The organism is Sphaerisporangium rubeum, assembly GCF_014207705.1.
GTDB classification, from domain to species: domain Bacteria; phylum Actinomycetota; class Actinomycetes; order Streptosporangiales; family Streptosporangiaceae; genus Sphaerisporangium; species Sphaerisporangium rubeum.
On record NZ_JACHIU010000001.1, the window covers coordinates 6,268,268 to 6,294,292 of the forward strand.

24 protein-coding genes are annotated in these 26,025 nt (G+C 70.3%); 7 read left to right on the plus strand and 17 right to left on the minus strand.

The window, feature by feature from the left end; all coding sequences use genetic code 11:
- Window positions 1–105 precede the first annotated feature (105 nt).
- A complete protein-coding gene (locus BJ992_RS26430; protein ID WP_184985508.1) occupies window positions 106–1,038 on the plus strand; it encodes an aldo/keto reductase in 933 nt (310 codons plus the stop codon).
- A gap of 220 nt (window positions 1,039–1,258) precedes the next feature.
- Here BJ992_RS26430 and BJ992_RS26435 read toward each other — a convergent pair whose 3' ends face one another.
- A complete protein-coding gene (locus BJ992_RS26435; protein WP_184985510.1) occupies window positions 1,259–1,915 on the minus strand; it encodes a TetR/AcrR family transcriptional regulator in 657 nt (218 codons plus the stop codon).
- Window positions 1,916–1,986: 71 nt separating this feature from the next.
- Between BJ992_RS26435 and BJ992_RS26440 the strand changes: the two genes are divergently transcribed.
- Window positions 1,987–3,312, plus strand: a complete 1,326-nt coding sequence (locus tag BJ992_RS26440) for a GH1 family beta-glucosidase (protein ID WP_184985512.1) — start codon at window positions 1,987–1,989, stop codon at window positions 3,310–3,312.
- 728 nt (window positions 3,313–4,040) lie between these two features.
- On the opposite strand, the gene BJ992_RS26445 is transcribed toward BJ992_RS26440, so the two are convergent.
- The gene (locus tag BJ992_RS26445) at window positions 4,041–4,940 is read right to left on the minus strand and encodes a coiled-coil domain-containing protein (protein ID WP_184985514.1); all 900 of its coding nucleotides are present in this window, start codon (window positions 4,938–4,940) and stop codon (window positions 4,041–4,043) included.
- A 518-nt stretch (window positions 4,941–5,458) separates the two neighbouring features.
- Here BJ992_RS26445 and BJ992_RS26450 point away from each other — a divergent pair.
- Window positions 5,459–6,895: an aldehyde dehydrogenase gene (locus BJ992_RS26450; RefSeq protein ID WP_184985515.1), complete on the plus strand. Its 1,437-nt coding sequence runs from the start codon at window positions 5,459–5,461 to the stop codon at window positions 6,893–6,895.
- Between the two features lie 273 nt (window positions 6,896–7,168).
- Here BJ992_RS26450 and BJ992_RS26455 read toward each other — a convergent pair whose 3' ends face one another.
- A complete protein-coding gene (locus BJ992_RS26455) occupies window positions 7,169–8,293 on the minus strand; it encodes an acetate/propionate family kinase (RefSeq protein ID WP_343072860.1) in 1,125 nt (374 codons plus the stop codon).
- A 95-nt stretch (window positions 8,294–8,388) separates the two neighbouring features.
- Entirely contained in the window at window positions 8,389–9,171 is a 783-nt protein-coding gene (locus BJ992_RS26460) for an alpha/beta hydrolase (RefSeq protein ID WP_184985519.1), read from the minus strand.
- A 441-nt stretch (window positions 9,172–9,612) separates the two neighbouring features.
- On the opposite strand from BJ992_RS26460, the gene typA reads away from it, so the two are divergent.
- The gene (gene typA / locus BJ992_RS26465) at window positions 9,613–11,466 is read left to right on the plus strand and encodes a translational GTPase TypA (RefSeq protein WP_184985521.1); all 1,854 of its coding nucleotides are present in this window, start codon (window positions 9,613–9,615) and stop codon (window positions 11,464–11,466) included.
- A 39-nt stretch (window positions 11,467–11,505) separates the two neighbouring features.
- On the opposite strand, the gene BJ992_RS26470 is transcribed toward typA, so the two are convergent.
- From BJ992_RS26470 to BJ992_RS26480, 3 genes are all read right to left on the minus strand, one after another.
- Window positions 11,506–12,381, minus strand: a complete 876-nt coding sequence (locus BJ992_RS26470; RefSeq protein WP_184985523.1) for a polysaccharide deacetylase family protein — start codon at window positions 12,379–12,381, stop codon at window positions 11,506–11,508.
- 24 nt (window positions 12,382–12,405) lie between these two features.
- The gene (locus BJ992_RS26475; protein WP_184985525.1) at window positions 12,406–12,708 is read right to left on the minus strand and encodes a hypothetical protein; all 303 of its coding nucleotides are present in this window, start codon (window positions 12,706–12,708) and stop codon (window positions 12,406–12,408) included.
- Between the two features lie 136 nt (window positions 12,709–12,844).
- Entirely contained in the window at window positions 12,845–13,426 is a 582-nt protein-coding gene (locus BJ992_RS26480) for a helix-turn-helix domain-containing protein (protein WP_184985527.1), read from the minus strand.
- An 81-nt stretch (window positions 13,427–13,507) separates the two neighbouring features.
- Between BJ992_RS26480 and BJ992_RS26485 the strand changes: the two genes are divergently transcribed.
- Window positions 13,508–14,362 (plus strand): EamA family transporter, encoded by an 855-nt coding sequence (locus BJ992_RS26485; protein ID WP_343072861.1) that lies wholly within the window; start codon window positions 13,508–13,510, stop codon window positions 14,360–14,362.
- Between the two features lie 114 nt (window positions 14,363–14,476).
- Here BJ992_RS26485 and BJ992_RS26490 read toward each other — a convergent pair whose 3' ends face one another.
- Window positions 14,477–15,070 carry a sigma-70 family RNA polymerase sigma factor gene (locus BJ992_RS26490; protein WP_184985529.1) on the minus strand — a complete coding sequence of 198 codons (594 nt, stop codon included), beginning with the start codon at window positions 15,068–15,070 and terminating at the stop codon, window positions 14,477–14,479.
- 285 nt (window positions 15,071–15,355) lie between these two features.
- On the opposite strand from BJ992_RS26490, the gene BJ992_RS26495 reads away from it, so the two are divergent.
- Window positions 15,356–16,426, plus strand: coding sequence for a PLP-dependent cysteine synthase family protein (locus tag BJ992_RS26495; RefSeq protein WP_184985531.1), 1,071 nt, complete (start codon window positions 15,356–15,358; stop codon window positions 16,424–16,426).
- Between the two features lie 117 nt (window positions 16,427–16,543).
- Here BJ992_RS26495 and ftsY read toward each other — a convergent pair whose 3' ends face one another.
- From ftsY to BJ992_RS26535, 8 genes are all read right to left on the minus strand, one after another.
- Window positions 16,544–17,656, minus strand: a complete 1,113-nt coding sequence (gene ftsY, locus BJ992_RS26500) for a signal recognition particle-docking protein FtsY (protein ID WP_221475751.1) — start codon at window positions 17,654–17,656, stop codon at window positions 16,544–16,546.
- Between the two features lie 248 nt (window positions 17,657–17,904).
- Complete coding sequence (smc, locus tag BJ992_RS26505; protein ID WP_184985535.1) at window positions 17,905–21,585, minus strand: chromosome segregation protein SMC; 3,681 nt, start codon at window positions 21,583–21,585, stop codon at window positions 17,905–17,907.
- A 243-nt stretch (window positions 21,586–21,828) separates the two neighbouring features.
- Entirely contained in the window at window positions 21,829–22,023 is a 195-nt protein-coding gene (locus BJ992_RS26510; RefSeq protein WP_184985537.1) for a hypothetical protein, read from the minus strand.
- A gap of 189 nt (window positions 22,024–22,212) precedes the next feature.
- Window positions 22,213–22,500, minus strand: a complete 288-nt coding sequence (locus tag BJ992_RS26515) for an acylphosphatase (protein WP_184989042.1) — start codon at window positions 22,498–22,500, stop codon at window positions 22,213–22,215.
- Window positions 22,497–23,372: a bifunctional DNA-formamidopyrimidine glycosylase/DNA-(apurinic or apyrimidinic site) lyase gene (mutM, locus tag BJ992_RS26520; RefSeq protein WP_184985539.1), complete on the minus strand. Its 876-nt coding sequence runs from the start codon at window positions 23,370–23,372 to the stop codon at window positions 22,497–22,499. Before mutM ends, BJ992_RS26515 begins: the two co-directional genes overlap by 4 nt.
- 4 nt (window positions 23,373–23,376) lie before the next feature.
- The gene (rnc, locus tag BJ992_RS26525; RefSeq protein ID WP_425503706.1) at window positions 23,377–24,123 is read right to left on the minus strand and encodes a ribonuclease III; all 747 of its coding nucleotides are present in this window, start codon (window positions 24,121–24,123) and stop codon (window positions 23,377–23,379) included.
- 230 nt (window positions 24,124–24,353) lie between these two features.
- Window positions 24,354–24,533, minus strand: coding sequence for a 50S ribosomal protein L32 (gene rpmF, locus BJ992_RS26530; RefSeq protein ID WP_184985541.1), 180 nt, complete (start codon window positions 24,531–24,533; stop codon window positions 24,354–24,356).
- 1 nt (window position 24,534) lies between these two features.
- Window positions 24,535–25,017, minus strand: coding sequence for a YceD family protein (locus tag BJ992_RS26535; RefSeq protein ID WP_246496777.1), 483 nt, complete (start codon window positions 25,015–25,017; stop codon window positions 24,535–24,537).
- Here BJ992_RS26535 and BJ992_RS33330 point away from each other — a divergent pair.
- Complete coding sequence (locus BJ992_RS33330; RefSeq protein WP_246497733.1) at window positions 24,965–25,105, plus strand: hypothetical protein; 141 nt, start codon at window positions 24,965–24,967, stop codon at window positions 25,103–25,105. The two genes, BJ992_RS26535 and BJ992_RS33330, sit on opposite strands and share 53 nt — an antisense overlap.
- 53 nt (window positions 25,106–25,158) lie before the next feature.
- Here BJ992_RS33330 and coaD read toward each other — a convergent pair whose 3' ends face one another.
- Window positions 25,159–25,635, minus strand: a complete 477-nt coding sequence (gene coaD / locus BJ992_RS26540) for a pantetheine-phosphate adenylyltransferase (RefSeq protein ID WP_184985545.1) — start codon at window positions 25,633–25,635, stop codon at window positions 25,159–25,161.
- Window positions 25,636–26,025: the final 390 nt, after the last annotated feature.

The following is a 26,025-nucleotide window of genomic DNA, read 5'->3' on the forward strand; positions in this document are numbered from 1 at the left end:
CGAACCGGCGGCCCGAACCGGCGGCCCGAACCGGCGGCTCTCTCCGAGTGACTCGAAAACGATGGTCTTGACCTGGAGCGCGCTCCAGCGTGCAGGGTTTGCGGCATGACTCACATCGCGCTCGGGGCCATTCCGTTCGGCACCACTGTGGACGAGGCGACGTCGTTCGCCATTCTCGACCGCTTCGTCGAAGGCGGCGGCACTGTGATCGACACCTCGAACAACTATCCGTTCTGGTTGGAAGGCGCCACAGGGAGGGAGAGTGAGGCCACCATCGGAAGGTGGCTGGCGGCGCGTCCGGGTATGCGCGACCGCATCGTGCTGAGCACCAAGTGCGGCGCCTTCCCGGCCGTACCCGGTGACCGCACGCTGGACCGGCCGGAAGGGCTGGCCAAACCCATGATCCGCGCGGCGATCGACGGCAGCCTGCGGCGCCTCGGCACCGAGCACGTGGACGTGTACTGGGCCCACGTCGAGGACCGCGCCACTCCGCTCGAGGACCAGGTGGCGACGATGGCCAAGCTGGTGGAGACGGGTAAGGTCCGTGAGCTCGGCGCGTCCAATCACGCCACCTGGCGGGTGGAGCGCGCACGGAGCATCGCACGCGCCGCCGGTCGTCCCGGCTACTCCCTGCTGCAACTGCGCCACTCCTACCTGCGTCCTCGCCCCGGCACGCGCATGCCTGAGGGGGGCCATGTGCAGGCCTCGGAGGAGACCTTCGACTACCTGCGCGCGGAGGGGCTCCGGTTGTGGGCCTACACGTCCCTGCTCGCCGGCGCCTATACCCGTGAGGACCGGCCCATCCCGCCGGCGTACGACCATCCCGGCACGACGCGGCGGCTCGCGGCGCTGCGTTCGGTCGCGGGCGACCTCGGTGCCACCGTGAACCAGGTGGTGCTGGCGTGGCTCATCGCGCAGGGCATCGTGCCGATCGTCGGCGCGAGCACCCTCGCGCAGGTCGAGGAGACCCTCGGCGCGGCGGACCTGAAGCTGGACGACGAGCTGCGGTCCCGCCTGGACGACCCGGCGCTGGCGTAGCCACACCGGGCCGCCGGACCGCGCCGCCGTCACCGCACCACATCGGACCGCGCCGCCTTCGCCGTACAGCGCCGGACCGCGTCTCCGTCACCGCACCACATCGGACCGCGTCTCCGTCACCGCACCACATCGGACCGCGCCGCCTTCGCCGTACAACGTCGGGCCGCGTCTCCGTCACCGCACCGCGTCCGGTGGCGTCGGCGCGGCCCTGTGGCGGCCGTCACTGTGCCGGCATGTGCTCCGTCAGGTAGCGGCGGAGAAGCTCTTTGCACTCGGCGATCAGTTCGGGGTCGCCACCGGGGCGGGTGCGAAAAGCCAGCTTGAGCACGGCGTCGGCCGCCTCCACGGCGACGATGAGCGCTCGGTCGAGGTCCGGCCCGGGTGGAGCGCCGAGGAAGTCGACGACGAGCGCACGGAGGCGGTCGGCGACGATGACGTTGTTCTCCAGAGCGGCGTCGAGCAGGCGGTTCGTGCCTTCGATCGGGGGGCCGCCGGGGGTGTGGAAGATCTCGCCGAAGTCGACGATGGCGAAGCCCGGAGTGGTGCGCTTCATCGCGACGAACTCGTCCACGGTGAGGTTCACGGCCTCGGTCCAGTCGGCGACGCCGGCCGAGCCGTACCGCGTGGCCAGGCGGGCGAGGAAGGCGTCGAGGTTGCGCAGCGCCAGCGCACGGACCAGGGCCTGTTTGTCGGAGAAGAACTGGTAGAACGTGCCGATGGGGACCCCCGCTCTGCGGGCGACCTCTTTGGTGGTCAGGGCCTCGTAGCCGACCTCGTCCAGGAGCCGGGCACATTCGTCCAGCATTCGCTCGACCCGCTCCACGCTGCGGCGCTGTGCGGGTCGGCGGCGGAGCGTCCCTGCGGAGACGTTGCTCATGCCTCCATCATCCTCCCCAGCCCGAGGTGCGCGGCCTAATCTGAGGATTACTCATATCAGCGGAGGGTCGAATGTTTCTTTGGGGCACGGCCACGGCGTCCTACCAGATCGAAGGCGCCGTCACGGCGGACGGCCGCGGGCCGTCCATCTGGGACACCTTCTCCCACGAACCCGGCCGTGTACGCGAAGGACACACCGGGGACGACGCCTGCGATCACTATCACCGCTTCGAGGAGGACATCGCGTTGATGTCCGGTCTCGGGGTGAACTCCTACCGTTTCTCCATCTCCTGGTCACGGATCCAGCCGACCGGCGCAGGGGCCCCGACGGCCGCCGGGCTCGACTTCTACGACCGCCTGGTGGACGGGCTGTGCGCGCGTGGCATCGTGCCTGCCGCGACGCTGTTCCACTGGGACCTGCCGCAGGCCCTCCAGGACCAAGGGGGGTGGCTGTCGCGCGACACCTCGGCCCGCCTCGCCGACTACGCCGGCATCGTCGCGGCCCGGCTGGCGGACCGCGTGCCGTTGTGGATCACCTTGAACGAGCCCTTCGTCCACATGGTCCTCGGTCACGGTCTCGGGACCCACGCTCCCGGACAGGCCCTCCTGCTGGACGCGCTTCCGGTGGCGCACCACCAGCTCCTCGGCCACGGACTCGCCGTCCAGGCCCTGCGGGCCGAAGGTGCGCGGCAGGTCCTCATCACCAACAACTGCACCCCGGTATGGGCCGCGTCGGACTCCGAGGCGGACGTCCGGGCCGCCGACGCGTACGACACACTGCACAACCGCCTGTTCAACGACCCTGTGCTGCTCGGCGAGTATCCGGATCTGTCGGCCTACGGGGTGGACCTGGACGTGGTCCAGGACGGCGACCTCTCGGCCATCTCCCAGCCGTTGGACGGCATCGGTATCAACTACTACAACCCCACCCGGATCTCGGCCCCTGCCGACCCCGCCGACCTCCCCTTCGAGGACGCCGGCATCACCGGCTACCCCACCACCGCCTTCGGCTGGCCCGTCGTCCCCGACGGCCTGCGCGAACTCCTCACCGGCCTGGCCGCCAGATACGGCGACGCGCTCCCCCCCGTGTACATCACCGAGAACGGCTGCTCACAACCCGACGAACTCACCCCCCACGGCACCGTGGACGACCAGGCCCGCATCGACTACCTCGACGGCCACATCGGGGCCGTACGCGCCGCGATGAACGAAGGCGTGGACGTCCGCGGCTACTACGTCTGGTCCCTCCTGGACAACTTCGAGTGGTCCGAGGGCTACACCCAACGCTTCGGCCTCGTCCACGTGGACTTCCCCACCCAGACCCGCACCCCCAAAGCCTCCTACCACTGGCTCCGAACCCAACTCACCACCCACTCCGAGCCCTGGCCGACCACCTGACCCGGCGAGCCACCATACGGCGGCACCGAATCCGCAGCACCACGTCCGGCCGCTTCGACGCCGGAAAAGACAGACGCGACCTGCTGTTTGCCGGTCGGGAGGGGGTGGGGGTCGGGGTGGATGGCCGGGTTGGAGTTGGACGACTTCGGCGGCTTGACGATGTCTGTGCCGGTCGGGGGGGTGGGGTCGGGTGGGTGGGGTCGGGTGGGTGGGGTCGGGTGGGTGGGGTCGGGTGGGTGGGGTCGGGTGGGTGGCCAGGTAGGAGTTGGACGACTTCGGCGGCTTGACGATGTCTGTTCCGGTCGGGGGGGTGGGGTTGGGTGGGTGGCCGAGTTGGAGTGGGGTGACTCTGATGGGTGGGCTGGGGACGCAGCAGCCCAGGTGGGGTTTCCCATGAAGGGCCAAGCCCCTGGGGAACACAGCCCGCGCCGGAAGGCGCCTCAGCGCCTGGAGGTGAGGACCACGGTGGGGACGGTGACCCATCTCCCCGTACTGCCGGTTGGCGTGCGTAAGGAGGCGCCGGATTCGCCGCACCACGTCCCGCCGCCTCGGCGCCGAGGGGAAAGGCAGCACAGGACGGGGGTATGAGGGCCACGGCACGACTGGTGATGACCGACACGACGGGACGGGATCCGGCACGCGGGGACGGGATCCGGCACGACGGGACGGGATCTGGCACGCGGGGACGGGATCTGGCACGACTGGAAGGTCCCGCACGGCTGGTGGGGTCAGAAGACCGAGACGTGGACGTGGTCGTAGTGGTTGGCGGTTGTGCCGCCTCGGTCGGACATGGTGCGCCAGCCGGCGCCGGTGCGGATGTCGTAGTAGCGCTGGCGCCAGATGATGTACATGATGCCCATGGCGCGGCCGTTTTCTATGCACCATTGGGCCAAGGCGTCGCCGCGGGCCTGGGAGGCGGCGTCGGGGAGGCGGCCGCCGGTGCTCATCATGAAGTCGCAGGCGCGGCCTTTGCCGTGTTCGCCGGGGTCGCCGGCGCGGAGGCAGCCGACGCCGTACGGCATGGGGAAGTTCTGCATGATGGCGGCGCGGATGGCGACCATGCGGCCGGTGAGGCCGGTGGAGGAGCCGGGGGACTGGAAGCCGAACTTGCGCAGGAGGGCCTCGACGTCCTTCTTCTTGGCCTGGAGGCTCTTGATCTCGTCGCGGAGGTCGGCGATCTTGGCCTCGACTTCCTTCCTGGCTTCCTTGGACTCCTTGATCAAGGTGCTGATGCGCTTGATGCGCTGGTTCTTCTCTTCGGCGAAGTAGGTGACGGTGGCCACCTGGCCGAGGATGGCGTCGGGGTCGCCGGTGTAGGAGAAGACGCGTGGGCCGTCCACTGTGCCGGACATGTAGGAGTTCCGGTAGAACTGACCCATCTCCTGTTCCGCGTCGGCCAACTCGGCCCGCAGGTCGCCGACCTTGCGGCGGGCCTTCTTGGCGGCCTCCTGCGCGTCCTCAAGGCTCTGGATCTGGCCGCGGTACGCCTTCTGCAGGTCGGCCGCCTGTTTGGTGAGGCGGTTCAGCCGGGACTGCGGGCTCGGCTCGGCCCCTGCCGCAGGCACGGCGAACAGAGAGAACAGCCCGAGCAGCCCCGCCACCAGCGCGGCCATCCGGCCTGGACGCATCAGCCCTCCCCACTTCGGACGCCCCGAAACTATAGAAGGCGATCTTCGGAGCCGCCACACGATCGGAAGAAGCTATCTACCGGTACGCGAACTATTTACCACTTGACACAGTTGACCGAGACCGGTTTCCGCATATTTGGGCCCACCAGACCCACCAGGCATAGCCGTAGCGGACGGCCCTGCACCGGACACCGAATTCCTGCCGGCGAGGCCGCTCACCGGTCTCCAGCTCTTGGGATCGCAGTCACAGCCATCTGGCAACGGTCCGGCCACGCGCGCCGATCTTATCGGTGCGGACCCTCACCGGTCTCCGGCTCCTGCCATCGCAGGCACAATCACGGTGGAACGGCCGGGCCGACGACACCGATCTCATCGGCGGGGCCGGTCGCCGGCCGCCGGCTCTTGCCATCGGGGGCAGAACATGGTTCTGTCACAGCGATACGCGTCCGGAACGGCAAGACTGGGCAAGCAAGCATTCGGTCACTTCAGGACCCGCTGCGACCAGGAGGCACGAGACCATGCTTCAGCACGACCGTCTTTTCATCGGTGGCGACTGGGTGACCCCCGCGGGTACCGCGACCATCGACGTCATCTCCCCGCACACCGAGGAAACGGTCGGCAGGGTACCGGACGGCACCCCGGCCGACATGGACCGCGCCGTCGCCGCCGCGCGGCAGGCGTTCGACGAGGGGCCGTGGCCGCGGATGACCATGGCGGAGCGCGCGGACGTCGTCGGCCGGCTGGCCGGGCTGTACGCGGCGCGTCAGGCCGAGATGGCCGAGCTGATCACCATGGAGATGGGTTCCCCCATCACGTTCTCGCAGCTCGCGCAGGCCCCGCAGCCGCTCGGCATGCTGCAGTACTTCGCCGAGCTCGGTAGGACCTTCGCGGTCGAGGACGAACGTCCGGGGCTGTTCGGCCCGGTGACGGTGCGCCGGGAGCCGGTCGGTGTGGTGGCCGCCGTGGTGCCGTGGAACGTCCCGCAGTTCGTGATCATGACCAAGCTCGCGCCGGCGCTGGTCGCCGGCTGCACGGTCGTGGTCAAGCCCGCGCCGGAGACCCCGCTCGACTCCTATCTGCTCGCCGAGATGATCAAAGAGGCCGGCGTCCCGGACGGTGTCGTCAACATCGTGGCCGCGGGTCGGGAGGCCGGCGAGCACCTGGTGTCGCACCCCGGCGTGGACAAGGTCGCGTTCACCGGGTCGACCGCCGCGGGCCGTCGCATCGCGGCCATCTGCGGCGAGCAGCTCAAGCGGTGCAGCCTGGAACTCGGCGGCAAGTCGGCGGCGATCATCCTGGACGACTGCGACCTCGGGGCCGCCATGGGCTTTTTGTCCATCGCGTCGCTGATGAACAACGGCCAGGCGTGCGTGGCGCAGACCCGCATCCTCGCGTCCAGGTCCCGGTACGACGAGGTGGTGCAGGCCGTGGCCGACATGGTGTCGGGCCAGGTGGTCGGCGACCCGGCCGACCCCGCCACCGGGATCGGGCCGATGGTGGCCAAGCGGCAGCAGGACCGCGTCGAGGGGTACATCCGGGTCGGCATCGACGAGGGTGCCAAGCCGGTCGTCGGCGGCCTGGACCGGCCGCGTGACCGGGGCTGGTACGTCGCGCCGACCGTCTTCGCCGGGGTGTCCAACGACATGCGGATCGCGCGCGAGGAGATCTTCGGCCCCGTCCTGTCGGTGATCCCGTACGACGACGAGGCGGACGCGGTGCGCATCGCCAACGACAGCGACTACGGCCTGTCCGGCACCGTCTGGACCGGCGACACCGAGCGCGGCATGGACGTCGCGCGCCGCGTGCGCACCGGCACCTACGGCGTGAACATCATGAACACTATGGAGCCCTCCGCGCCGTTCGGCGGCTTCAAGGCCAGCGGCATCGGCCGCGAACTCGGCCCGGAAGGCATGTCGGCCTACCTCGAGTACAAGTCGATCGCGCGGCTCGGCTGAGCCGGGTACGAGGCCGGAGCGAGCCCGATGTGAGCCGGAGCGAGGCCGGCACGAGGCCCGTGCGAGGTCGGGGCGAGCGCGATGTGAGCCCACTCCGAGCCCGACGTGAGGCCGGTGTCAGGCCGCCACCCAGCGAGCCCCCGCGTCGCTGGGTGGCGGCCTTGACCGGCCCCATGGACGCGGGAGACCGCCCCCGTCTCAGGGAACCACAGCCGCCGCAGGAGCGGCGGTGGCCCTGGCGGGGTCTCCTACCTCCGCGTATGTAGACGACTTTTATCCGGAAAAGGTTCGCTCCACCAGAGCGGAAGTTTCCTGTGCGATCTCGAGCTCCTCGTCGGTCGGCACGACCATGACGGTCACGGCGGAGTCCTCGGTGGACACCACTCGGGCCCCGTCGGCAGCCGCGTTGCGCAGCGGGTCGAGCCGCACGCCGAGTGCGCCGAGTCCCGACAGCACGGTGCGGCGCACCAGCGCGGAGTTCTCCCCCACCCCGCCGGTGAAGACGATGCCGTCCACCCGGCCGAGCAGCGCGTAGTAGGCGCCGATGTACTTGCGCAGGCGGTGGCAGTACACCTCGTACGCGAGCGTCGCCTCGGCGTCCCCGGCGTGGGCCCGTTCGACGACCGCGCGCATGTCGTTGTCGCCGCACAGGCCGAGCAGGCCGGCCCGGTGCTCCAGCATCGACTCGACCTCGTCGGGTGACATGCCGGCCCGGATCAGGTGGAAGATCACCGCGGGGTCCACGTCACCGGAACGGGTTCCCATGACCAGGCCCTCCAGCGGCGTCATCCCCATGGAGGTGTCCACGCAGCGGTCGCCGTGCACGGCCGTCGCGCTGGCGCCGTTGCCGAGATGCAGCACGATGCCTTTGGCGTCGGGTCTGCGGATGAGGCCGCGCGCGACCCGCCAGACGTACGCGGTGGAGGTGCCATGGAAGCCGTAGCGGCGCACGCCGTACCGCTCGGCGAGGGCCGCGTCGATGGCGTACGTGCGGGCCGCGGCCGGCATGGTGGCGTGGAACGCGGTGTCGAACACCGCGACCTGGGGGACGTCGGGCCGCATGCGGCGGGCCACCTCGATGCCGGCCAGGTTGGCCGGGTTGTGCAGCGGCGCGAGCGGCGTGATGTCGCAGAGCTGTTTGAACACCTCGTCGTCGATGAGGACGGGCTCGGTGAACAGCGGGCCGCCGTGGACGACGCGGTGGCCGACGGCGGTCAGGTCGCCGGTCTCCATGCCGGTCTCCTCGGCCACCTGTGCGAGCGCCGCCTCGTGGTCGGGGACGCCGGACCCCGGTTCCCCGATGCGCTCGATCTTGCCTGCCTGGAGCCTGGTGAGGCCGTCTGTATCGAAGAGTTTGTACTTGACTGACGAGGATCCCGAATTGATCACCAGGATCACTGAATCCACCTCCCGGCCGGGAATCGCGGTGGGGGTCACCGCAGGGAACGATGTCGCTCGGATGCGCGGGGATGCTGTCGGTGGTCTGCGGGGGTCTAGCCGGTCGCGGTGGCCGTGCGGGCCCCGGCCGGCACGGCGGCGGCCCAGGCGCCGATGCGGTGGATGAGGGCCGGCGTGGCGGCCGACTCGGCGTGGCCGAAGCCACGCTCGATCCACAGCTCCTTGGGCTCGCGTGCGTTGTCGTAGAGCTGGTGTGCGTGGTCGAGGGGGAAGAACGTGTCGGCGTCGCCGTGGACGACGAGCAGCGGGGTGGGGGCGACCCTGGACACCGCCTCGTGCGGCGCGAGCGGCACCGGGTCCCAGCGGCCGTTGCTGATGCGGGTGCGTTTGGCGACGCGGGCCACGAGACGGCCCGCGGGTCGCTCGATGGCCCAGTGGACCTGTCGCATGGGACGGGTGTCCCGGTAGTACCACCTGGCGGGGCCGCTGACCGCCACCACGGCGTCGGTGCCGCGGTGCAGCGCGGCGTGGCGGACGGCGACCGCGGCCCCCATGGAGAAGCCCACGCTCACCACCCGGGTGTAGCCGATGGAGCGTGTGTGCGCGACGGCGGCGTCGAGGTCGAGCACCTCGGCGTCCCCCACGGTGGACCTGCCGCCGGACCTGCCGTGGCCGCGGAAGTCGAACGCCAGCACCCCGCCGTACCCGCTGAGCACGTGCGCGATGCGCCGTGTGGTCTTGTCACGCCATGAGCCGGTGAAGCCGTGCGCGAGCACGATGCCGAGGTCCCCGTGTCCGCGCGCGGGGGTGTGCGCGGCGTCGATCCGGACACCGTCCTTGGTCATCAGCGTCGCGGGGAAAGCTGTGGCGAGTGGCATGCGTCGAGCTTATTCTCCGACGGCCTCGCGCACACGGCCGTGTGGCCGCCTGTTACTCCTGTTACGCCTGGGCCACCGGCCGTGAGACGGCCCCCGTTCGCGGCCATGGGGGTGACGCACCCGACGGCGAACGCGCCGACGACGAGCGTCCAGACGGCGAGGCGGCAGCGTTCCCCCGCGTAGCGCCTGCAGGGGTGCGGCATGAGTGGCTCGACGGCCCGGCGTGCGGAGGCGGCGAGTTGTGTGATTCCTTCGTCCACCATGTTGGCTGTCTGCCCGAGTCGTGCCGCCTTAGTCCATAGGGGTCGGTACCCAGCCGGTTCTTAGGGGATATGTGGTGATTTGCGAAGTGAAGGCATCCGGGGGTAACACCGATCGCCTAAAATGGTGGGGCCGCGATGTCCGCGGCGCGCCTCCACGACCCCAGAGCGAGACTCCATCATGCCTTTGAACAGCCGCGACGACCTGCGGAACATCGCGATCATCGCGCACGTCGACCACGGCAAGACGACCCTAGTCGACGCCATGCTGTGGCAGTCCGGGGCCTTCCGCGCCAACCAGGACATCGACGAGCGGGTCATGGACTCCAATGACCTCGAACGCGAGAAGGGCATCACCATTCTCGCCAAGAACACCGCCGTCCGTCACGGCGACATGACGCTCAACATCATCGACACCCCCGGCCACGCCGACTTCGGCGGCGAGGTCGAGCGCGGCCTGTCCATGGTGGACGGCGTGGTGCTGCTGGTCGACGCCTCCGAGGGGCCGCTGCCGCAGACCCGGTTCGTGCTGCGCAAGGCGCTGGCCGCCAAGATGCCGGTGATCCTCTGCATCAACAAGGTCGACCGTCCCGACTCCCGCATCAAGGAGGTCGTGGACGAGGTCTACGAGCTGTTCATGGACCTCGACGCCACCGAGGAGCAGATCGACTTCCCGATCGTGTACGCCTCGGCCAAGGCCGGCCGCGCCTCGCTGACCCGTCCGGAGGACGGCGGCATGCCGGACTCGGCGGACCTGGAGCCGCTGTTCGAGACGATCGCGAGCACCATCCCCGCGCCGACCTACGACCCGGCCGCGCCGCTCCAGGCCCACGTCACCAACCTGGACGCCTCCAGCTACCTCGGCCGCATCGCGCTGTGCCGCGTGCACCAGGGCACCATCACCAAGGGCCAGCAGGTCGCCTGGTGCCGCACCGACGGCACCATCCAGCGGGTCAAGATCAGTGAGCTGCTGATGACCGAGGCGCTGGAGCGCAAGCCCGCCGAGTCGGCCGGCCCCGGCGACATCATCGCCATCGCCGGCATCCCGGACATCATGATCGGCGAGACGCTGGCCGACCCCGAGGACCCCCGGCCGCTGCCGCTGATCACCGTGGACGAGCCGGCGATCTCGATGACGATCGGCACCAACACCAGCCCGCTGGTCGGCAAGGTCAAGGGCTCCAAGGTCACCGCGCGCATGGTGAAGGACCGCCTCGACAAGGAGCTGGTCGGCAACGTGTCGCTGCGCGTGCTGCCGACCGACCGTCCCGACGCCTGGGAGGTGCAGGGCCGCGGTGAGCTGGCGCTCGCCATCCTGGTGGAGCAGATGCGCCGCGAGGGATACGAGCTGACCGTCGGCAAGCCGCAGGTCGTCACCCGCGTGATCGACGGCGCGGTGCACGAGCCGGTGGAGCGCCTCACCGTGGACGCGCCTGAGGAGTACCTCGGTGCGATCACGCAGCTCCTGGCGGTGCGCAAGGGCCGCATGGAGCACATGACCAACCACGGCACCGGCTGGATCCGCATGGAGTTCGTGGTGCCGGCCCGAGGCCTGATCGGCTTCCGCACCGAGTTCCTCACCGAGACGCGCGGCACGGGTCTCGTGCACCACGTCTTCGAGGCGTACGAGCCGTGGCACGGCGAGCTGCGCACCCGCAACACCGGGTCGCTGGTCGCCGACCGCGCCGGCGTGGTCACCGCGTTCGCCATGATGAACCTCCAGGAGCGCGGCACGCTGTTCGTGTCGCCGACCACCGAGGTGTACATGGGGATGATCGTCGGGGAGAACTCCAGGTCCGACGACATGGACGTGAACATCACCAAGGAGAAGAAGCTCACCAACATGCGCTCCTCCACCAGCGAGGAGACCGAGAAGCTCATCCCGCCGCGCGCGCTGTCGCTGGAGCAGGCGCTGGAGTTCTGCCGCGAGGACGAGTGCGTCGAGATCACCCCGCAGACCGTGCGGCTCCGCAAGGTCGTGCTGGACTCCGCCTCCCGCGCGCGCACGGCCGCCAGGGCCAAGCGCGGCGGCTGACGTCCCGGCCGCCGAGGTCCCTCGACCCCTCAGGCCGTCTCAGCGTCGTCCGGATGCGGACTCCCCGGCGTAGCGTTCGCCGGGGAGCAGCGGACGGGTGCCGTACAGCTCGGAGACGGTGACGAACGCATACCCCTTGGCGCGCAGGTCGCGCAGCAGGGCCGGCACGGCGTCGGCGGTGGTCTTGTGGATGTCGTGCATCAGCACCACCGACCCGGCCGGCGCGCCGGCCGCGCGGCGGACCACGAGCGGGGTGTTGCGGTCACGCCAGTCCAGGGTGTCCACGTCCCAGAGGATCTGCGCGAGTCCTTCACGCCGGGTCTCGCCGGCCACCTTGCCGTCGGTGGCTCCGTACGGCGGCCGGAACAGGTGCATCGTGACGCCGGTGGCGGCCCGCACCGCGTCCTGGGTGCGCGACAGTTGCCGGCGCACGCCGTCCGCGGACAGGCCCGGCAGTGCGGGGTGGTCGTAGGAGTGATTGCCGAGCTCGTGGCCCTCTGAGACCATGCGGCGCAGCAGCGGCGCGGTCCGGTCGGTGACCATCTGGCCGACGACGAAGAACGTCGCGCGCGCGTTGTAGGCGGCAAGATTGTCGAGCACGGCACCGGTGTGGTCGAACGGCCCGTCGTCGAAGGTCAGCGCCACGCACTTGACCCGCGGACAGGGAAGCGTCCGCGGCGCGGGGGCCACCAGCGGCCTGCGTCCGCGCCAGCCCGGCTGGGCCAGCGTGAGACGCAGCGCCATCAGCGCGGGGTCGGCGGGCCGTACCGGCGGGGTGGACCTGACGCGGGACGTGTTCTCGCGCCGGACGAGCGGCGCCGCGACGTGACCGCAGGCCGTGAGGCCGAGCAGCAGCAGGAGCGCGATGGGTCGGGAGAGAACGTCTCTCCGGACGGGTCTGCGAGCATGCGGCATCGGCGCACTCCCCCCGAATCGCGGTCACGGGTAGTCGGCCGCGTCCCCGCGCAGCGTCGCGGTGAGGTCGTCCCACCAGGCGGGGACGTCGGTTCGCAACTCCGCGTGACGACGCGCCACCCGAATGGCGCATCCAACCGCATCGGTACCCAAATGCCGTGTTTCTCGCACTCCCTCCCTCCAGTGGTAGAAGCCATCTTTATAGCTGATAACTAACCCAATCCACACGGAAAGGATTGCTTCCTCACATACTTCGTAGGCATCGGTCACACCCAGGCCCTCGAGCTCCACCCGGAGCTTGGCGATGGCCGCGCGGGCGTCGGTCACGCGCTCACCTCCGCCGGCGGCGCGCCGACGGGTACGTGCACCATGTCAACGTTCACATTGACGTTGTACCCGCATTTACCAGACTTTTGCTGTCAGCCTTCCGTGATTCCGGCGCGCGACGTCATGCCAGGACATGTCATGAATCGAGGGCCTCGCGGGGCTCGGTGACGACCATCATGAAGCGCAGCGGCCCCTCACCCTCGTTGGCGTAGCGGTGCGGCCGGTCCGCGCTGAACAGCACGGCCTCGTCCCGGCCCACCACGTGGCGCTTGCCGTACACCGACAGGCTGAGCTCACCCTCCAGCACGGTGAGCATCTCGCGGGTCCCCGCCGGGTGCGCGTCGCCGTCGTGGTGCTCCCCCGGGCCGAGGCGCCAGTCCCACAGCTCCAGGATCGCCGGCGCGTCCGAGCCGACCAGCAGACGGGCCGAGCCTCCCTTGTCGCCGCGCCACAACGTGACGACGTCGGCCGAGTGGACCACCCGCACGACAGGGGTGTCGGAGACCTCGACCAGCCGGGCCACGGTCACGCCGAGCGCGTCGGCGATGCGGGTCAGCGTGGAGACGCTGGGGTTGGTGCGGCACTGCTCGATCTGGACGAGCATGCCGCGGCTCACCCCGGACCGCGCCGCCAGCGCGTCGAGCGTCAGGCCCCGGTGCGCGCGCTGCGCGCGGACGTTGTTGGCGATGGCCGCCGTGATCGTCTCCGCATCCGCCATGAGTGCAGTGTAGTGAAAAGAGGATGCAATGGATTGGCCGGATAATGCACTATATTGTGCTAACAGAACAGTCTGTGGAAAGTGAGAAGCTTGATGACGGCCATCCTGCTCGCGACGACCTGTGCCGTCGTGTACGGCACCGCGGACTTCTTCGGTGGCCTCGCCACCCGGCGATCCCGCGTGCTGGCCGTCGTGTTCCTCACCCAGGTCACCGGACTGGTCTGTGTGCTGCCGCTCCTCCCGCTGCTACCCGGCGCTCCGAGCGTCGCCGGGCTGGCCTGGGGCATGGCGGCGGGGCTCGCCGGCGGGGCCGCGGTCATCCTGTTCTACCGGGCCCTGGCCGACGGCGTGATGTCGGTGGTGGCGCCGACGACGGCCACCACGTCGGCGGTGCTGCCGGTGGCGGCCGGGCTGGTGATGGGTGAGCGTCCCGAACCGCTGGCGCTCGGCGGGGTGGCACTCGCGCTCCTCGCGGTGCTCCTGGTCAGCCGGGCCACCGGCGGCGAGGAGACCGGCCGGGCCGGTCTCGGTACCGTGCTGCGGGCTCTGGCCTCCGGTGCCGGGTTCGGCGCGTTCTTCGTGCTGCTCAAGCATGTGCCGGCCGACGCGGGGCTGTGGCCGCTGGCCGGCGCGCGGTTCATGTCGGCCGTCCTCGTCCTGGTGCTCGCGCTGGCCCTGCGCCGCACGCTGCGGCCCGGCGGCGGCGGAGGCATGCCGGCGATCATGACGGCCGGAGTGCTCGACATGGCGGCCAACGTGCTGTTCCTGCTGGCCTCCCAGCGCGGCATGCTGGTGCTGGTCTCGGTGCTCGCGTCGCTGTACCCGGCGAGCACGCTGCTGCTGGCCCGCTTCGTGCTCGGCGAACGCCTCAACATGGTGCAGACGGCCGGCGTGGGGCTGGCGCTCGGCGCGGTGGCGCTGATCGCGGGGGCCTGACGGCCGCACGAGAGCTGATCGCGGCGGCCGCACGGCTCGACGAGAGCTGATCGCGCGGCCGTACGGCCGATGAGAAGGGGCCGTACGGCTGGACGGCCCCGATCCGGTCGCCGGTCAGGCGGCCTGGAACTGCTGGGAACGCAGAGCGCCTTCCTCGTGCGCGTAGCCCTCAAGCATGGTGCGCAGCTGGCGGCGGCCCCGGTGCAGGCGCGACATGACGGTGCCGATCGGCGTCCCCATGCGCTCGGCGATCTCCTTGTAGGCGAAGCCCTCGACGTCGGCGAGGTACACCGCCACCCGGAAGTCCTCAGGCAGGGACCGCAGAGCGTTCATCACGACGCCGTCGGGAAGCTGCTCGAGCGCCTCGGTCTCCGCCGAGCGCAGCCCGGTGGAGCTGTGCGACTCCGCGGCGGCCAGCTGCCAGTCCTCGATGTCCTCGGCGGCGGAAAGCTTCGGCGAACGCTGCTTCTTGCGGTAGTCGTTGATGAAGTTGTTGGTGAGGATCCGGTGGAGCCAGGCGCGCAGGTTGGTGCCGGGCCGGAACTGGTGGTACGACGTGAACGCCTTGGCGACGGTCTCCTGCACCAGGTCCTCCGCGTCGGCGGAGTTGCGGGTGAGTCGCATGGCGGACGCGTAAAGCTGGCTCGCCACAGGCATGACGTCGCACTCGAACCATGCCTGGCGCTGCTGGTCTGTCATCGAGATCATGTCGTCCCCCCTCATCCGGCCTTGCCCCCGCTACCCATCCGGCATGAACCCATGCAGGGTCGGTAATCGCTTTACTCCATAGACGGCCACTGCCATGGTCATGGTTCACCCATAAGGACCACGTTAAGGGTTTTGGCAGGTCAGGACCTCGTGGAAGCGACTTGGCCCGGGGTGGCATCATCACACCTCAGGCCGGACAAGTCCCCCTAGAATAACAGAAAAGACCCAAAATTGGGAAAATGTGATGAACGTCACACAGAACGGACAGACGTTGTGCTAGGCGGCATGATACAGGCGGACCGGCACGACCCAGGAGCACGGGCCTGGGTGAGCGAGGCGATACGCCGGGTCGAGGCGGACGCCAACCGGAGCTGCGACACCCACCTGCACGTCTTCCCCCTGCCGCCGCGTTTCGGCGTCGACCTCTACCTGAAGGACGAGTCGGTCCACCCCACCGGGTCCCTGAAACACCGCCTGGCCCGCTCGTTGTTCCTGTACGGCCTCGCCAACGGCTGGATCGGCCCGAGGACCACCGTCATCGAGGCCTCCAGCGGCTCCACCGCGGTCAGCGAGGCGTACTTCGCTCGCATGCTCGACCTGCCGTTCGTCGCGGTGATGCCGGCCTCGACGTCCCCCGACAAGATCGCTCTGATCGAGTTCTACGGCGGCAAGTGCCGCCTCGTGGACGACCCCACCGCGATCTACGCCGAGTCGCACCGCCTGGCCGAGGAGACCGGCGGCCACTTCATGGACCAGTTCACCTACGCCGAACGGGCCACCGACTGGCGCGGCAACAACAACATCGCCGAGAGCATCTACCAGCAGATGTCCCTGGAACGCCACCCCGAGCCCACGTGGATCGTGGTCGGCGCCGGCACCGGCGGCACCTCCGCCACCATCGGCCGCTACATCCGGTACCGCCGCCACACCACCCGTCTCGCCGTGGTGGACCCCGAAGGCTCCGCCTTCTACCCGTACTGGACCGGCGGCGCCGCGGCCACCGCACCCGGCTCCCGCATCGAAGGCATCGGCCGGCCCCGCGTGGAGCCGTCCTTCCTGCCGACGGTGATCGACCGCATGCTCCAGATCCCCGACGCGCACTCCATCGCGGCCATGCGCTGGGTCCGCGAGGTCACCGGCCGCCACGTGGGACCGTCGACCGGCACCAACGTCGCCGCCGCGACGCACCTGGTGCGCGAGATGCGCGACCGCGGCGAACACGGCAGCATCGTCACCCTGATCTGCGACAGCGGCGACCGCTACACCCAGACCTACGACGACGACACCTGGCTGGCGGCGCGGGACATCGACATCGAACCCTGCCTGCGAAGCCTGCGCGACTTCCTGGCCACCTGACCTCGGCCGCGCGCCGCGACCTCACCGTGACGTGAGACCGGTGCGACCTCCTGACCACCGGCCCCCGCCGCACGGCCGCGACCTCACCGTGACGTGAGACCGCGGGCCGGCGCGGGATCAGTCGCCGAGGATCGCGTCGACGAAGACCTCGGGGTCGAAGGGGGCCAGGTCGTCGGGGCCCTCACCGAGGCCGACGAGCTTCACCGGGACACCGAGCTCGCGCTGCACCGAGATCACGATGCCACCCTTGGCGGTGCCGTCCAGCTTGGTGAGGACGATGCCGGTGACGTTGACGGCCTCGGCGAAGACCTGGGCCTGGCGCATGCCGTTCTGGCCGGTGGTGGCGTCGAGGACCAGCAGGACCTCGTCGACGGTGGCCTTCTTCTCGATGACGCGCTTGACCTTGCCGAGCTCGTCCATGAGCCCGGTCTTGGTGTGGAGCCGGCCGGCGGTGTCGACGATCACGGTGTCGACCTTGTCGGTGATGCCTTTGCTCACGGCGTCGAACGCCACCGACGCGGGGTCGGCCCCCTCGTCCTTGCGGACCACCTCGGCGCCGACACGCTCCCCCCACGTCTGGAGCTGGTCGGCGGCGGCGGCGCGGAAGGTGTCGGCCGCACCGAGCAGGACCTTGCGGCCGTCGCCGATCAGCGCACGGGCCAGCTTGCCGGTGGTGGTGGTCTTGCCGGTGCCGTTGACCCCGACGACCAGGACGACAGCCGGCCGGTCACCATGGGGGCTCGTGTGCAGGGTGCGGTCGAGATCAGGATTGATCTGCGCCAGCAACTGCTCACGCAGCAGCCCCCGCACCTCGGCGCGGTCACGCGAACCGAGCACCTTCACCCGGGTGCGCAGCTCTTCGGTCATCATCTGGGTCGGCGTCACACCGACATCGGCCGTGATCAGCGCGTCCTCGATGTCGTCCCACGCGTCGTCGTCGAGCCGGTCCCTGGACAGCAGGTCCAGCAGGCCCCGGCCGAGCGACGTCTGCGACCGCGCCAGCCTGGCCCGCAGCCGCACCATGCGGCCCGCCGACGGCGGCGGGATCTCGATGACCGGCGCAGGCGGCGCCACCGGCTCCGCGGGCCGCACCGGCGGCGGGATGGTGGTCGTCGCGGCGTCCTCCTCCACGACGGCCGTACCACCAGGCCGCTGGTCGGTGACCTCCGGCGCCTGCGGCGGCACCACCGGCGGCGCCTGCCGCCGCCTCGGCCGCAACAACAGCAGCATGCCGCCGACCGCGAAGACCGCGATCGCGATGACGATCAGAAAGATGCCGATGTACCCGTCCACAAGACGTCAGTTTCCCAGACGACCGGCCATGGTCACTCCCCGCCCCACACCGTTGTGGACAACTCACGGGAAGTCCGGGTGGACCGGACGGCACGGCCGGCCGGTCCGGTCGTCTCCGCCGACCCCGTCATGGTCCCGTCCGTCGAGACCGTGGTGTGCGCCGGCGCGACGGGCCCGCACAGGCGCTAGGCGATCTCGCGGTCCCTGAGGCGCTGGCTGACGACCTGGGTGACGCCGTCGCCGCGCATGCTGACGCCGTACAGCGCGTCGGCGATCTCCATGGTGCGTTTCTGATGGGTGATGACGATGAGCTGTGAGCTCTGGCGCAGCTCCTCGAAGAGGGTGAGCAGGCGCTGGGTGTTGGTGTCGTCCAGGGCCGCCTCGACCTCGTCCATCACGTAGAACGGGGACGGCCGGGCCTTGAAGATGGAGATCAGGAAGGCGACGGCGGTCAGGGAGCGCTCGCCGCCGGAGAGCAGCGACAGGCGCTTGACCTTCTTGCCGGGGGGTCGGGCCTCCACGTCGACACCGGTGGTCAGCATGTCGGTGGGGTCGGTGAGGACCAGGCGGCCCTCGCCGCCGGGGAAGACGCGGGTGAAGATGGTCTCGAACTCGCGTGCGACGTCCTCGTAGGCCGCGGTGAAGACCTGCTCCACCCGCTCGTCGACCTCCTTGACCACCAACAGCAGGTCGCGGCGGGTCTTGCGGAGGTCTTCGAGCTGTGAGTTGAGGAACGTGTGGCGTTCCTCCAGAGCGGCGAACTCCTCAAGGGCCAGCGGGTTGACCTTGCCGAGCTGGGTCATCTGGCGCTCGGCGACACGGGCCCGTTTCTCCTGCTCCTCGCGGACGTACGGCACGGGGTCGCCCTCGGCGAGCGGCACCGGCTGGTCGGGGCCGTACTCGCGGACCAGCGCCTCGGGCTCGACGCCGAACTCCTCAAGGGCCCGGGTCTCCATCTGCTCAAGGCGCAGGCGGCGCTCGGTGCGGGCCACCTCGTTGCCGTGCGCGCGGTTGACCAGGCGGTCCAGCTCGGCCGACAGCTCGCGGACCCGGACGCGCACGGCCTTGAGCTCGGTGTCGATCTCGCCGCGTGCCGTCTCGGCCGCCACCCGCTCGGTCTCGGCCAGCCCCAGAGAGTAGTCGAGCGCGCCGAGCGCGCGCCGAGCGCCACGCAGCACCGACTCGGCGACCTCGGCCTGCGCGCGGCGCCGCGCGCGCAGGGCCGCGGCCCCGGCACGCTCCTCACGCTCGCGCCGCGCGGCCCGCATGAGCTGGTCGGCGCGGCCGGCGATGCCGCGTACGCGCTCCTCGGCGGTGCGGACGGCGAGACGGGCCTCCATCTCGGCCTGGCGGGTCACCGCGCACTCCGCGGCCAGCCCGTCACGGGTCTCGGTGGTGGGCTCGGCGGTCAGCTCGTCGGCGTACTCGGCTTCGGCGAGGCTCTCCTCCATCTCGGTGACCCCGGCCAGGTGCCGGTCGCGTGCCTCACGGGCCGCGGTGACGCTCGCGGTGAGGCGATCGCACTCACCTCTGGCGGCCTGCGCGGCGGCCCCGAGCTGAGCGAGCCGCCTGGCCGACGCCGCGACCCGCTGGTCGGCCTCGCGCTGGCGGCGGCGCACACCGTCCAGGATGGCCTGCGCGGTGTTCACCCCGGTCTGTGCGGCGTCGACCACCGTGCGGGCCTGCGCGGCGTGGGCCTGCGCGGCCTCCACGGCGGCCTGCGCCGTGCGCTCGGCCTCGGCGGCCAGCTCCAGCGCCTCCGTCGTGCCGGCCGCGGCGGCGTGGGCCTGGTGGAGGTCGGCGGTGGCCTGGTCGAGCGCCGTGCGCACCTGGAGCACCGACGTGCCGCCACCGGGGCCCGCCTCGGCGTGGTGAATGCCGACGAGGTCACCTGTCCAGGTGACCGCGCGCAGGTCGGGACGCTCCTCCACGACCTTGCGCGCCACGGTCACGTCGTCCACGACGACCACGCCGCGCAGCAGCGCCTCGACGGAGGCGTGGAAGGGGGCCGTGACGCGCACCAGGTCGGCGGCCCAGCGTGCGCCGTCCAGTGGGACGGGCCTCGCCGGGGCCGCGTCGGAGGCGATCACCAGGGACGCGCGGCCGGACTTCTCCGCGCGCAGCAGCTCCGCGGCGTCCACCACCGCGGACAGCGACTGGACCGCGACCGCTTCGGCGGCGGCGCCGAGCACCGCCGCCACCGCGATCTCGGCCCCGGTCTCCACGGTCATCATCGCGGCCAGCGGCCCGAGCACACCGGTCAGCCCGGCCGCGAGCAGCGTCGCGCCGCCGTCGGCGCCGCCGGAAAGGCTGAGCTCCAGTGCCTCGCGCCTGGCCTCGAGGGCCGCGACGGCACGCTGGGCCTCCTGGTCGGCCGTGCGCGCGGTGCCGAGCGCGGCGCGCGCGTCGGTGAGGGCCTTGCGCGGAACCTCGGCGGCGGCTCTCGCCTCGTCGGCGGCGGCCTTCGCCTCGCCGGCCACGGCCTTGGCCTCCTCGACGCCGGCCTCGGCGCGGGCCAGCTCGGCCAGCAGCTCGGGATCGGCGGCGGGCTCGGCCCGCTCCAGCTCGTCGTGCTCCTCCTGCGCGGCGGCGCTGCGCCGCTCGGCGTCGTCCAGCGCCTTGGTCAGCCGGCCGATCTCCTCCTCGGCGGCCCTGGCCCTGCCCCGCACCGCCGCGACCTCGCCGCGCAGCCGGGCCAGGCCCTCACGACGGTCGGCCGCCGCGCGGGCCGCGGCGGCGAGCCGCCGTTCCTCGGCCCCCAGCGCGCTCTCGGCGTCCTCGCGACGCGTCACCGCCTGATCGAGGATCTCCTCGGCGATGTCGAGCTCGGCCTTGAGCGCCTGCTCGCGCTCACGCACCTCGCCGGCCTCGCGTTCGTAGTCCTCGGGGTCACGGCCGCGCCGCTCGATCGTGGCGGCCTCCAGCGCGTGCCGATGGCGCTCGGCGGCGAGGGTCTCGACGCTGTGCAGCCGTTCCTTCAGGCCCGCGAGGCGGTAGTAGGTCTCCTGGGCCGAGGCGAGACGCGGCTGGGCCGCGGCCTCGGCGGCCTCCAGCTCGGTCTCCCTGGCCTGGCCCCGGCCGAGCTCGGTCTCGACCTGAGCGCGCCGCGCGAGCACGGCCGACTCGTCGGCGGCCTCACGGTCGAGGTGCTCACGCAGCCGCACGACGTCGTCGGCGAGCAGGCGCAGCCGTGCGTCACGCAGGTCGGCCTGGATGACGGCGGCCTTGCGCGCGATCTCGGCCTGACGGCCGAGCGGCTTGAGCTGGCGCCGCAGCTCGTTGGCGAGGTCCTGCACGCGGGTGAGGTTGGCCTGCATGGCGTCGAGCTTGCGCAAGGCCTTCTCTTTGCGCTTGCGATGCTTGAGCACACCGGCGGCTTCCTCGATGAACGCGCGGCGCTCCTCGGGACCCGCGTGCAGCACCGTGTCGAGCTGACCCTGGCCGACGATGACGTGCATCTCGCGGCCGATGCCGGAGTCCGACAGCAGCTCCTGGATGTCGAGGAGGCGGCAGGTGTCGCCGTTGATGGCGTACTCGCTCTGGCCGGACCGGAACATCAGCCGGCTGATGGTGACCTCGGTGTAGTCGATCGGCAGCGCGCCGTCGCTGTTGTCGATGGTGAGCGTCACCTCGGCGCGGCCGAGCGGGGGCCGTGAGGAGGTGCCGGCGAAGATGACGTCCTCCATCTTGCCGCCGCGCAGCGACTTGGCGCTGTGCTCCCCCATGACCCACGCCAGAGCGTCCACGACGTTGGACTTGCCGGAGCCGTTGGGGCCGACCACACAGGTGATGCCGGGCTCGAACCGCAACGCGGTGGCCGACGCGAAGGACTTGAAGCCGCGCAGGGTGAGGTTCTTGAGATACAACCCGCGGCCTCCCCCCGTGATGCTCGGGTGACGCCGATCAGGGCGACCCTGCGGGGCAGACTATCGGGTCAAGGGGCTCCAGGCGGCCAACCTGTGGAGCGGCGGTGCCGATTCGGCCTGACGACCGCCGCTCATGAGGGTTGGTTAGGGCTGGACCGGGGTAACGACCTGCGCGAGGGAAGACAAATGACTAGGGACGCCTTTGGGGGGCGTCCCTGACATGATGTACTGCCGTACCGAGCCTCAGGTGAGGGCCGGCTCGCGATCCTGCAAACGCGTGAACGCCTCATCGCGCGACTGCGCGGCGAGAGCGTCGTTCTGCGCCTGGAGCCTGGTGAGCTCCGCCTCCAGATCCCGGATTCGCTGCTGGAGACGGCGCATTTCCGAGACCATTCGAGGGTCGAGACCGCCGACGTGGCCGAGTAGAGCCTTCGCCATGGTTAAGGGTCCTCCACGCTGAGTGACCAAACTGGTTCGCGCACTTCTTGCCGCGGGAGGGGTGCGCGTGTTTCCTCTCAAGAGTCGCACCGGCGATGGAGGCGGTCAAGTTGAACGCTCCCCATGAATACGCCAATGGGCACTCCCGACATGCAAATATACCGCATTTGTAGGGTTTCAGGGAAGCGGCTAGCGCTCTACAAATCCGCCGAAACCCCCACGGGGCCGGGACCAGCGTTCCACGACCACGTCCACGCGTCCGGGAGTGTCACCGCCTCTGAGCAGCGCGAGAAGGCGCTCACAGGCCTCACGCGGCCCTTCCGCGACGACCTCCACCCGGCCGTCCGCGAGGTTGGACGCCGACCCGACCAAGCCGAGCTCCAGAGCGCGCGACCGCGTCCACCAGCGGAAACCCACCCCCTGGACCCGGCCGCGTACCCACGCGTTGAGCCTGACCCGCTCGGCGGGGCCCGTCACCCGGCCACCCGGGGCTGACAACGGGGACAACTGTAGGAGGACCTGTTCATGAAGGCCTCCCGCAGCACCGGAGCGCCGCACCGGCCGCACGGCTCGCCTTCGCGTCCGTAGACGTTCAGCGAACGGTCGAAATAGCCGCTCTCACCGTTCACGTTGACGTACAGGCTGTCGAACGACGTGCCACCCTGGCCGAGCGCCTCCGACATCACCGCGCGCACGGCCGCGAGCAACTCGGCCACCTTGGCGCGGCTCAGCGACCGGGTCGGCACGCTCCCGTGCAGGCGGGCCCGCCACAACGCCTCGTCGGCGTAGATGTTGCCGACACCGCTGATCAGCGACTGGTCGAGCAGCGCTCTTTTGATCTCGGTCTGCCGGAGCGCCAGGCGGGTCGCGAACACCTCGTCGTCGAACCCATCCTCGAACGGGTCGGCCGCGATGTGCGCGATCGGCTCAGGCACCGGCCGGCCGCCGGCCTTCGCCGGCACCAGCGTGGCGACCATGAGATGGCCGAACGTCCGCTGGTCCACGAAACGCAGTTCGCCGGCGGCATCGGTGAAACCGAGCCGGACCCGCAGGTGCTTCTCCGCCGGGGAGTCCGCGCCGGTGACCAGAAGCTGGCCGCTCATGCCGAGATGCGCCAGCAGAGCGTCCCCACCCGCCTCAGGCTCACCGAGCGGCATCCACAGGTACTTGCCGCGGCGCTCCGCCGAGCGGATCACCCGGCCCCTCAGGCGGGCCGCGAACTCCACCGGGCCAGGCAGATGCCTGCGCACCGCGCGCGCGTGCAGCACATCGGCCCCGAGGACCGTGCGTCCCGCCACCCAGCGCGACAGGCCGTCCCGGACGACCTCGACCTCCGGCAACTCGGGCATGACGTCAGGTGGCCGCCTTCTCCAGGCTCTCCGCGGCCTGGCGGCGGGCCCGGATGGCGTTCCAGGCGGCCTCCGCGGCCTGCTGCTCGGCTTCCTTCTTGCTGCGGCCCGCACCCGAGCCGTACTCCTGGCCGCCGACACGCACCACGGCCGTGAACGACTTGGCGTGGTCGGGCCCGCTCTCGTCCACGTGGTACTCGGGGACACCGAGCATCTCGGACGCCGTCAGCTCCTGCAGGGACGTCTTCCAGTCCAGGCCCGCGCCGAGCGACGCCGACCGCTTGATCAGCGGGTCGAACAGCAGATGGACCACGCGGAACGCCTCGTCGAGGCCCTTGTCGACGTACACCGCGCCGATCAGCGCCTCAAGGGTGTCGGCGAGGATCGACGACTTGTCACGGCCCCCGGTGCCCTCCTCGCCGCGGCCGAGACGCATGAACCGGCCGAGGCCGAGGTCACGCGCCACGTCGGCGAGCGCACGCATGTTCACCACCGCCGCGCGGAGCTTGGCGAGCTGACCCTCCGGCAGGTCGGGGTGACCGCGGAACAGGGTGTCGGTGACCACCAGGCCGAGCACCGAGTCACCGAGGAACTCAAGGCGCTCGTTGGTCGGCAGACCACCGTTCTCGTACGCGTAGGAACGGTGCGTCAAAGCCCGCTCCAGAAGTGCTTCGTTCAGACGGACACCGATCTCGCGGTCGAGCTCGTCTCTCGCGATGGTCACATCGATCGGCTTGCCACCTGCGGCCACGTCTCCTCCTCGGACGAATCTACGGCCGTCACGTGAAATGAGCACGTCACGACCACTGTTCGCGATGGCGGATGGAACACGGGCCCGAAAACGTGGTGGACGCCGGGAGATTGCGGCAGCCCCGGCGTCCACCACGGCCGCGGGCGAACCGCCACCGCACGCTTTCGACGGGCCGGTCCCGGCCGGCCGGACGCCTCGCATCCGGCCGGGACACCGGCCGATCGAGAGCGTCAGGCCGACGGCTCGATGACCTGACGGCGGTTGTAGGTGCCGCAGGTCGGGCAGGCGACGTGAGGCAGCTTCGGCGAGCGGCACTGGTTGCACTTCGCGAGCACCGGCGCGGCGGTCTTCCACTGCGCGCGGCGGGAGCGGGTGTTGCTCCGCGACATCTTCCGCTTGGGGACGGCCACGTCAACCCTCCTGGTCGTTGGTGTTCGTATCGGTTCTCAGGCCCTGCAGCGCCGCCCAGCGGGCGTCGATCTTTTCGTGCCGGTGGTCCGGGCCGGCGTCAGCCAGCTTCGTACCGCACTCCACGCACAACCCGGGGCAGTCTTCGCTGCACACCGGGCTCAACGGCAGTGCGAGCACCACCGCGTCGCGGAACACCGGCTCGAGATCGAGCAGTTCACCGTCGAGGAGTGAATCGTCCTCCGCGGCGTCCTCCGCCGAGTAGAAATAGAGCTCCTGGAAGCCGACCTCGATCACCGAGGCCAGCGGATCCAGGCAACGCGAGCACTCGCCGCTGAGCGGCACCCGCGCCGTGCCCGTGACGAGCACACCCTCCATCACCGCCTCGAGCCGGATCTCCAGCTCGACATCGACACCCTCAAGGACGCCGATCATGCCGACGGTGAGATTCGCCGGAGCCGGGAGCACAGGTGAGATCCGCCGCATGGACCCGGGCCGCCGGCCCAGATCATGGGTGGACAACACCCAGGGGGCTCGGGGGTCGAGGCTGCGCAGCGTCTTCCTGCTCTCATGAGGCATGGCGAATCACCGCCGTCGTACAAGGCCGAATAGAAACAATACCAGGACTCAGCCGCGCAACCGCTCGACCAGCATGCGATGCACCAGATCGGGCACCAGGCCCGAGACGTCCCCGCCGTACCTGGCGATCTCCTTCAGCCTGCTCGACGACAGGAACGAGTACTCCGGGTTGGTCGACATGAACAGCGTCTCCACCCCCGACATGCGGTAGTTGAGCTGGGCCATCTGCAACTCGTAGTCGAAGTCGCTGACCGCGCGGAGCCCCTTGACGATCGCCGGAATGCCCTGCTGCTTGCAGAAGTCGACGAGCAGCCCGTGGAACTTCTCCACCCGCACGTTCCCGTACTCCTTGGTCACGGCGTGCAACGTCTCGACCCGCTCGTCCACCGTGAAGAGACTCTTCTTCTCCACGTTGATCAGAACGGCGACCACGACCTCGTCATACAACCGAGACGTCCGCCCAATGATGTCCAGATGCCCATTGGTAACAGGATCGAACGACCCCGGACACACAACCCGACGCAAGTCCTACCCCCACAATCCGTGGTTCCCGGCGCCGCGAACGTACCAAACACTAGCTTCCCTCACCCTCCCCCCTCCCCTCACCCCCAACCCCCGACCACCCCACCCGCCCCACCACAAACCACCTCTCCAACACCACATCACCAGACCCCACACCGACAACACCAAACCGCCGAGACTCGAACTTAGAGACCGACACCACCCCAGATCACCCAACAGCCACCACCTAACCACCGATCGACGACACCGACACCGGCCCGACCAGACCGGCACCACACCGAGATCACCCAACCGACGCCGCGTCGCCGGAACACAAGTCGACAACACCGAGACCGAGCCGACCAGACCGGCACCACCCCCGACCCCCCACCACCCACACCCCCAGATCACCCG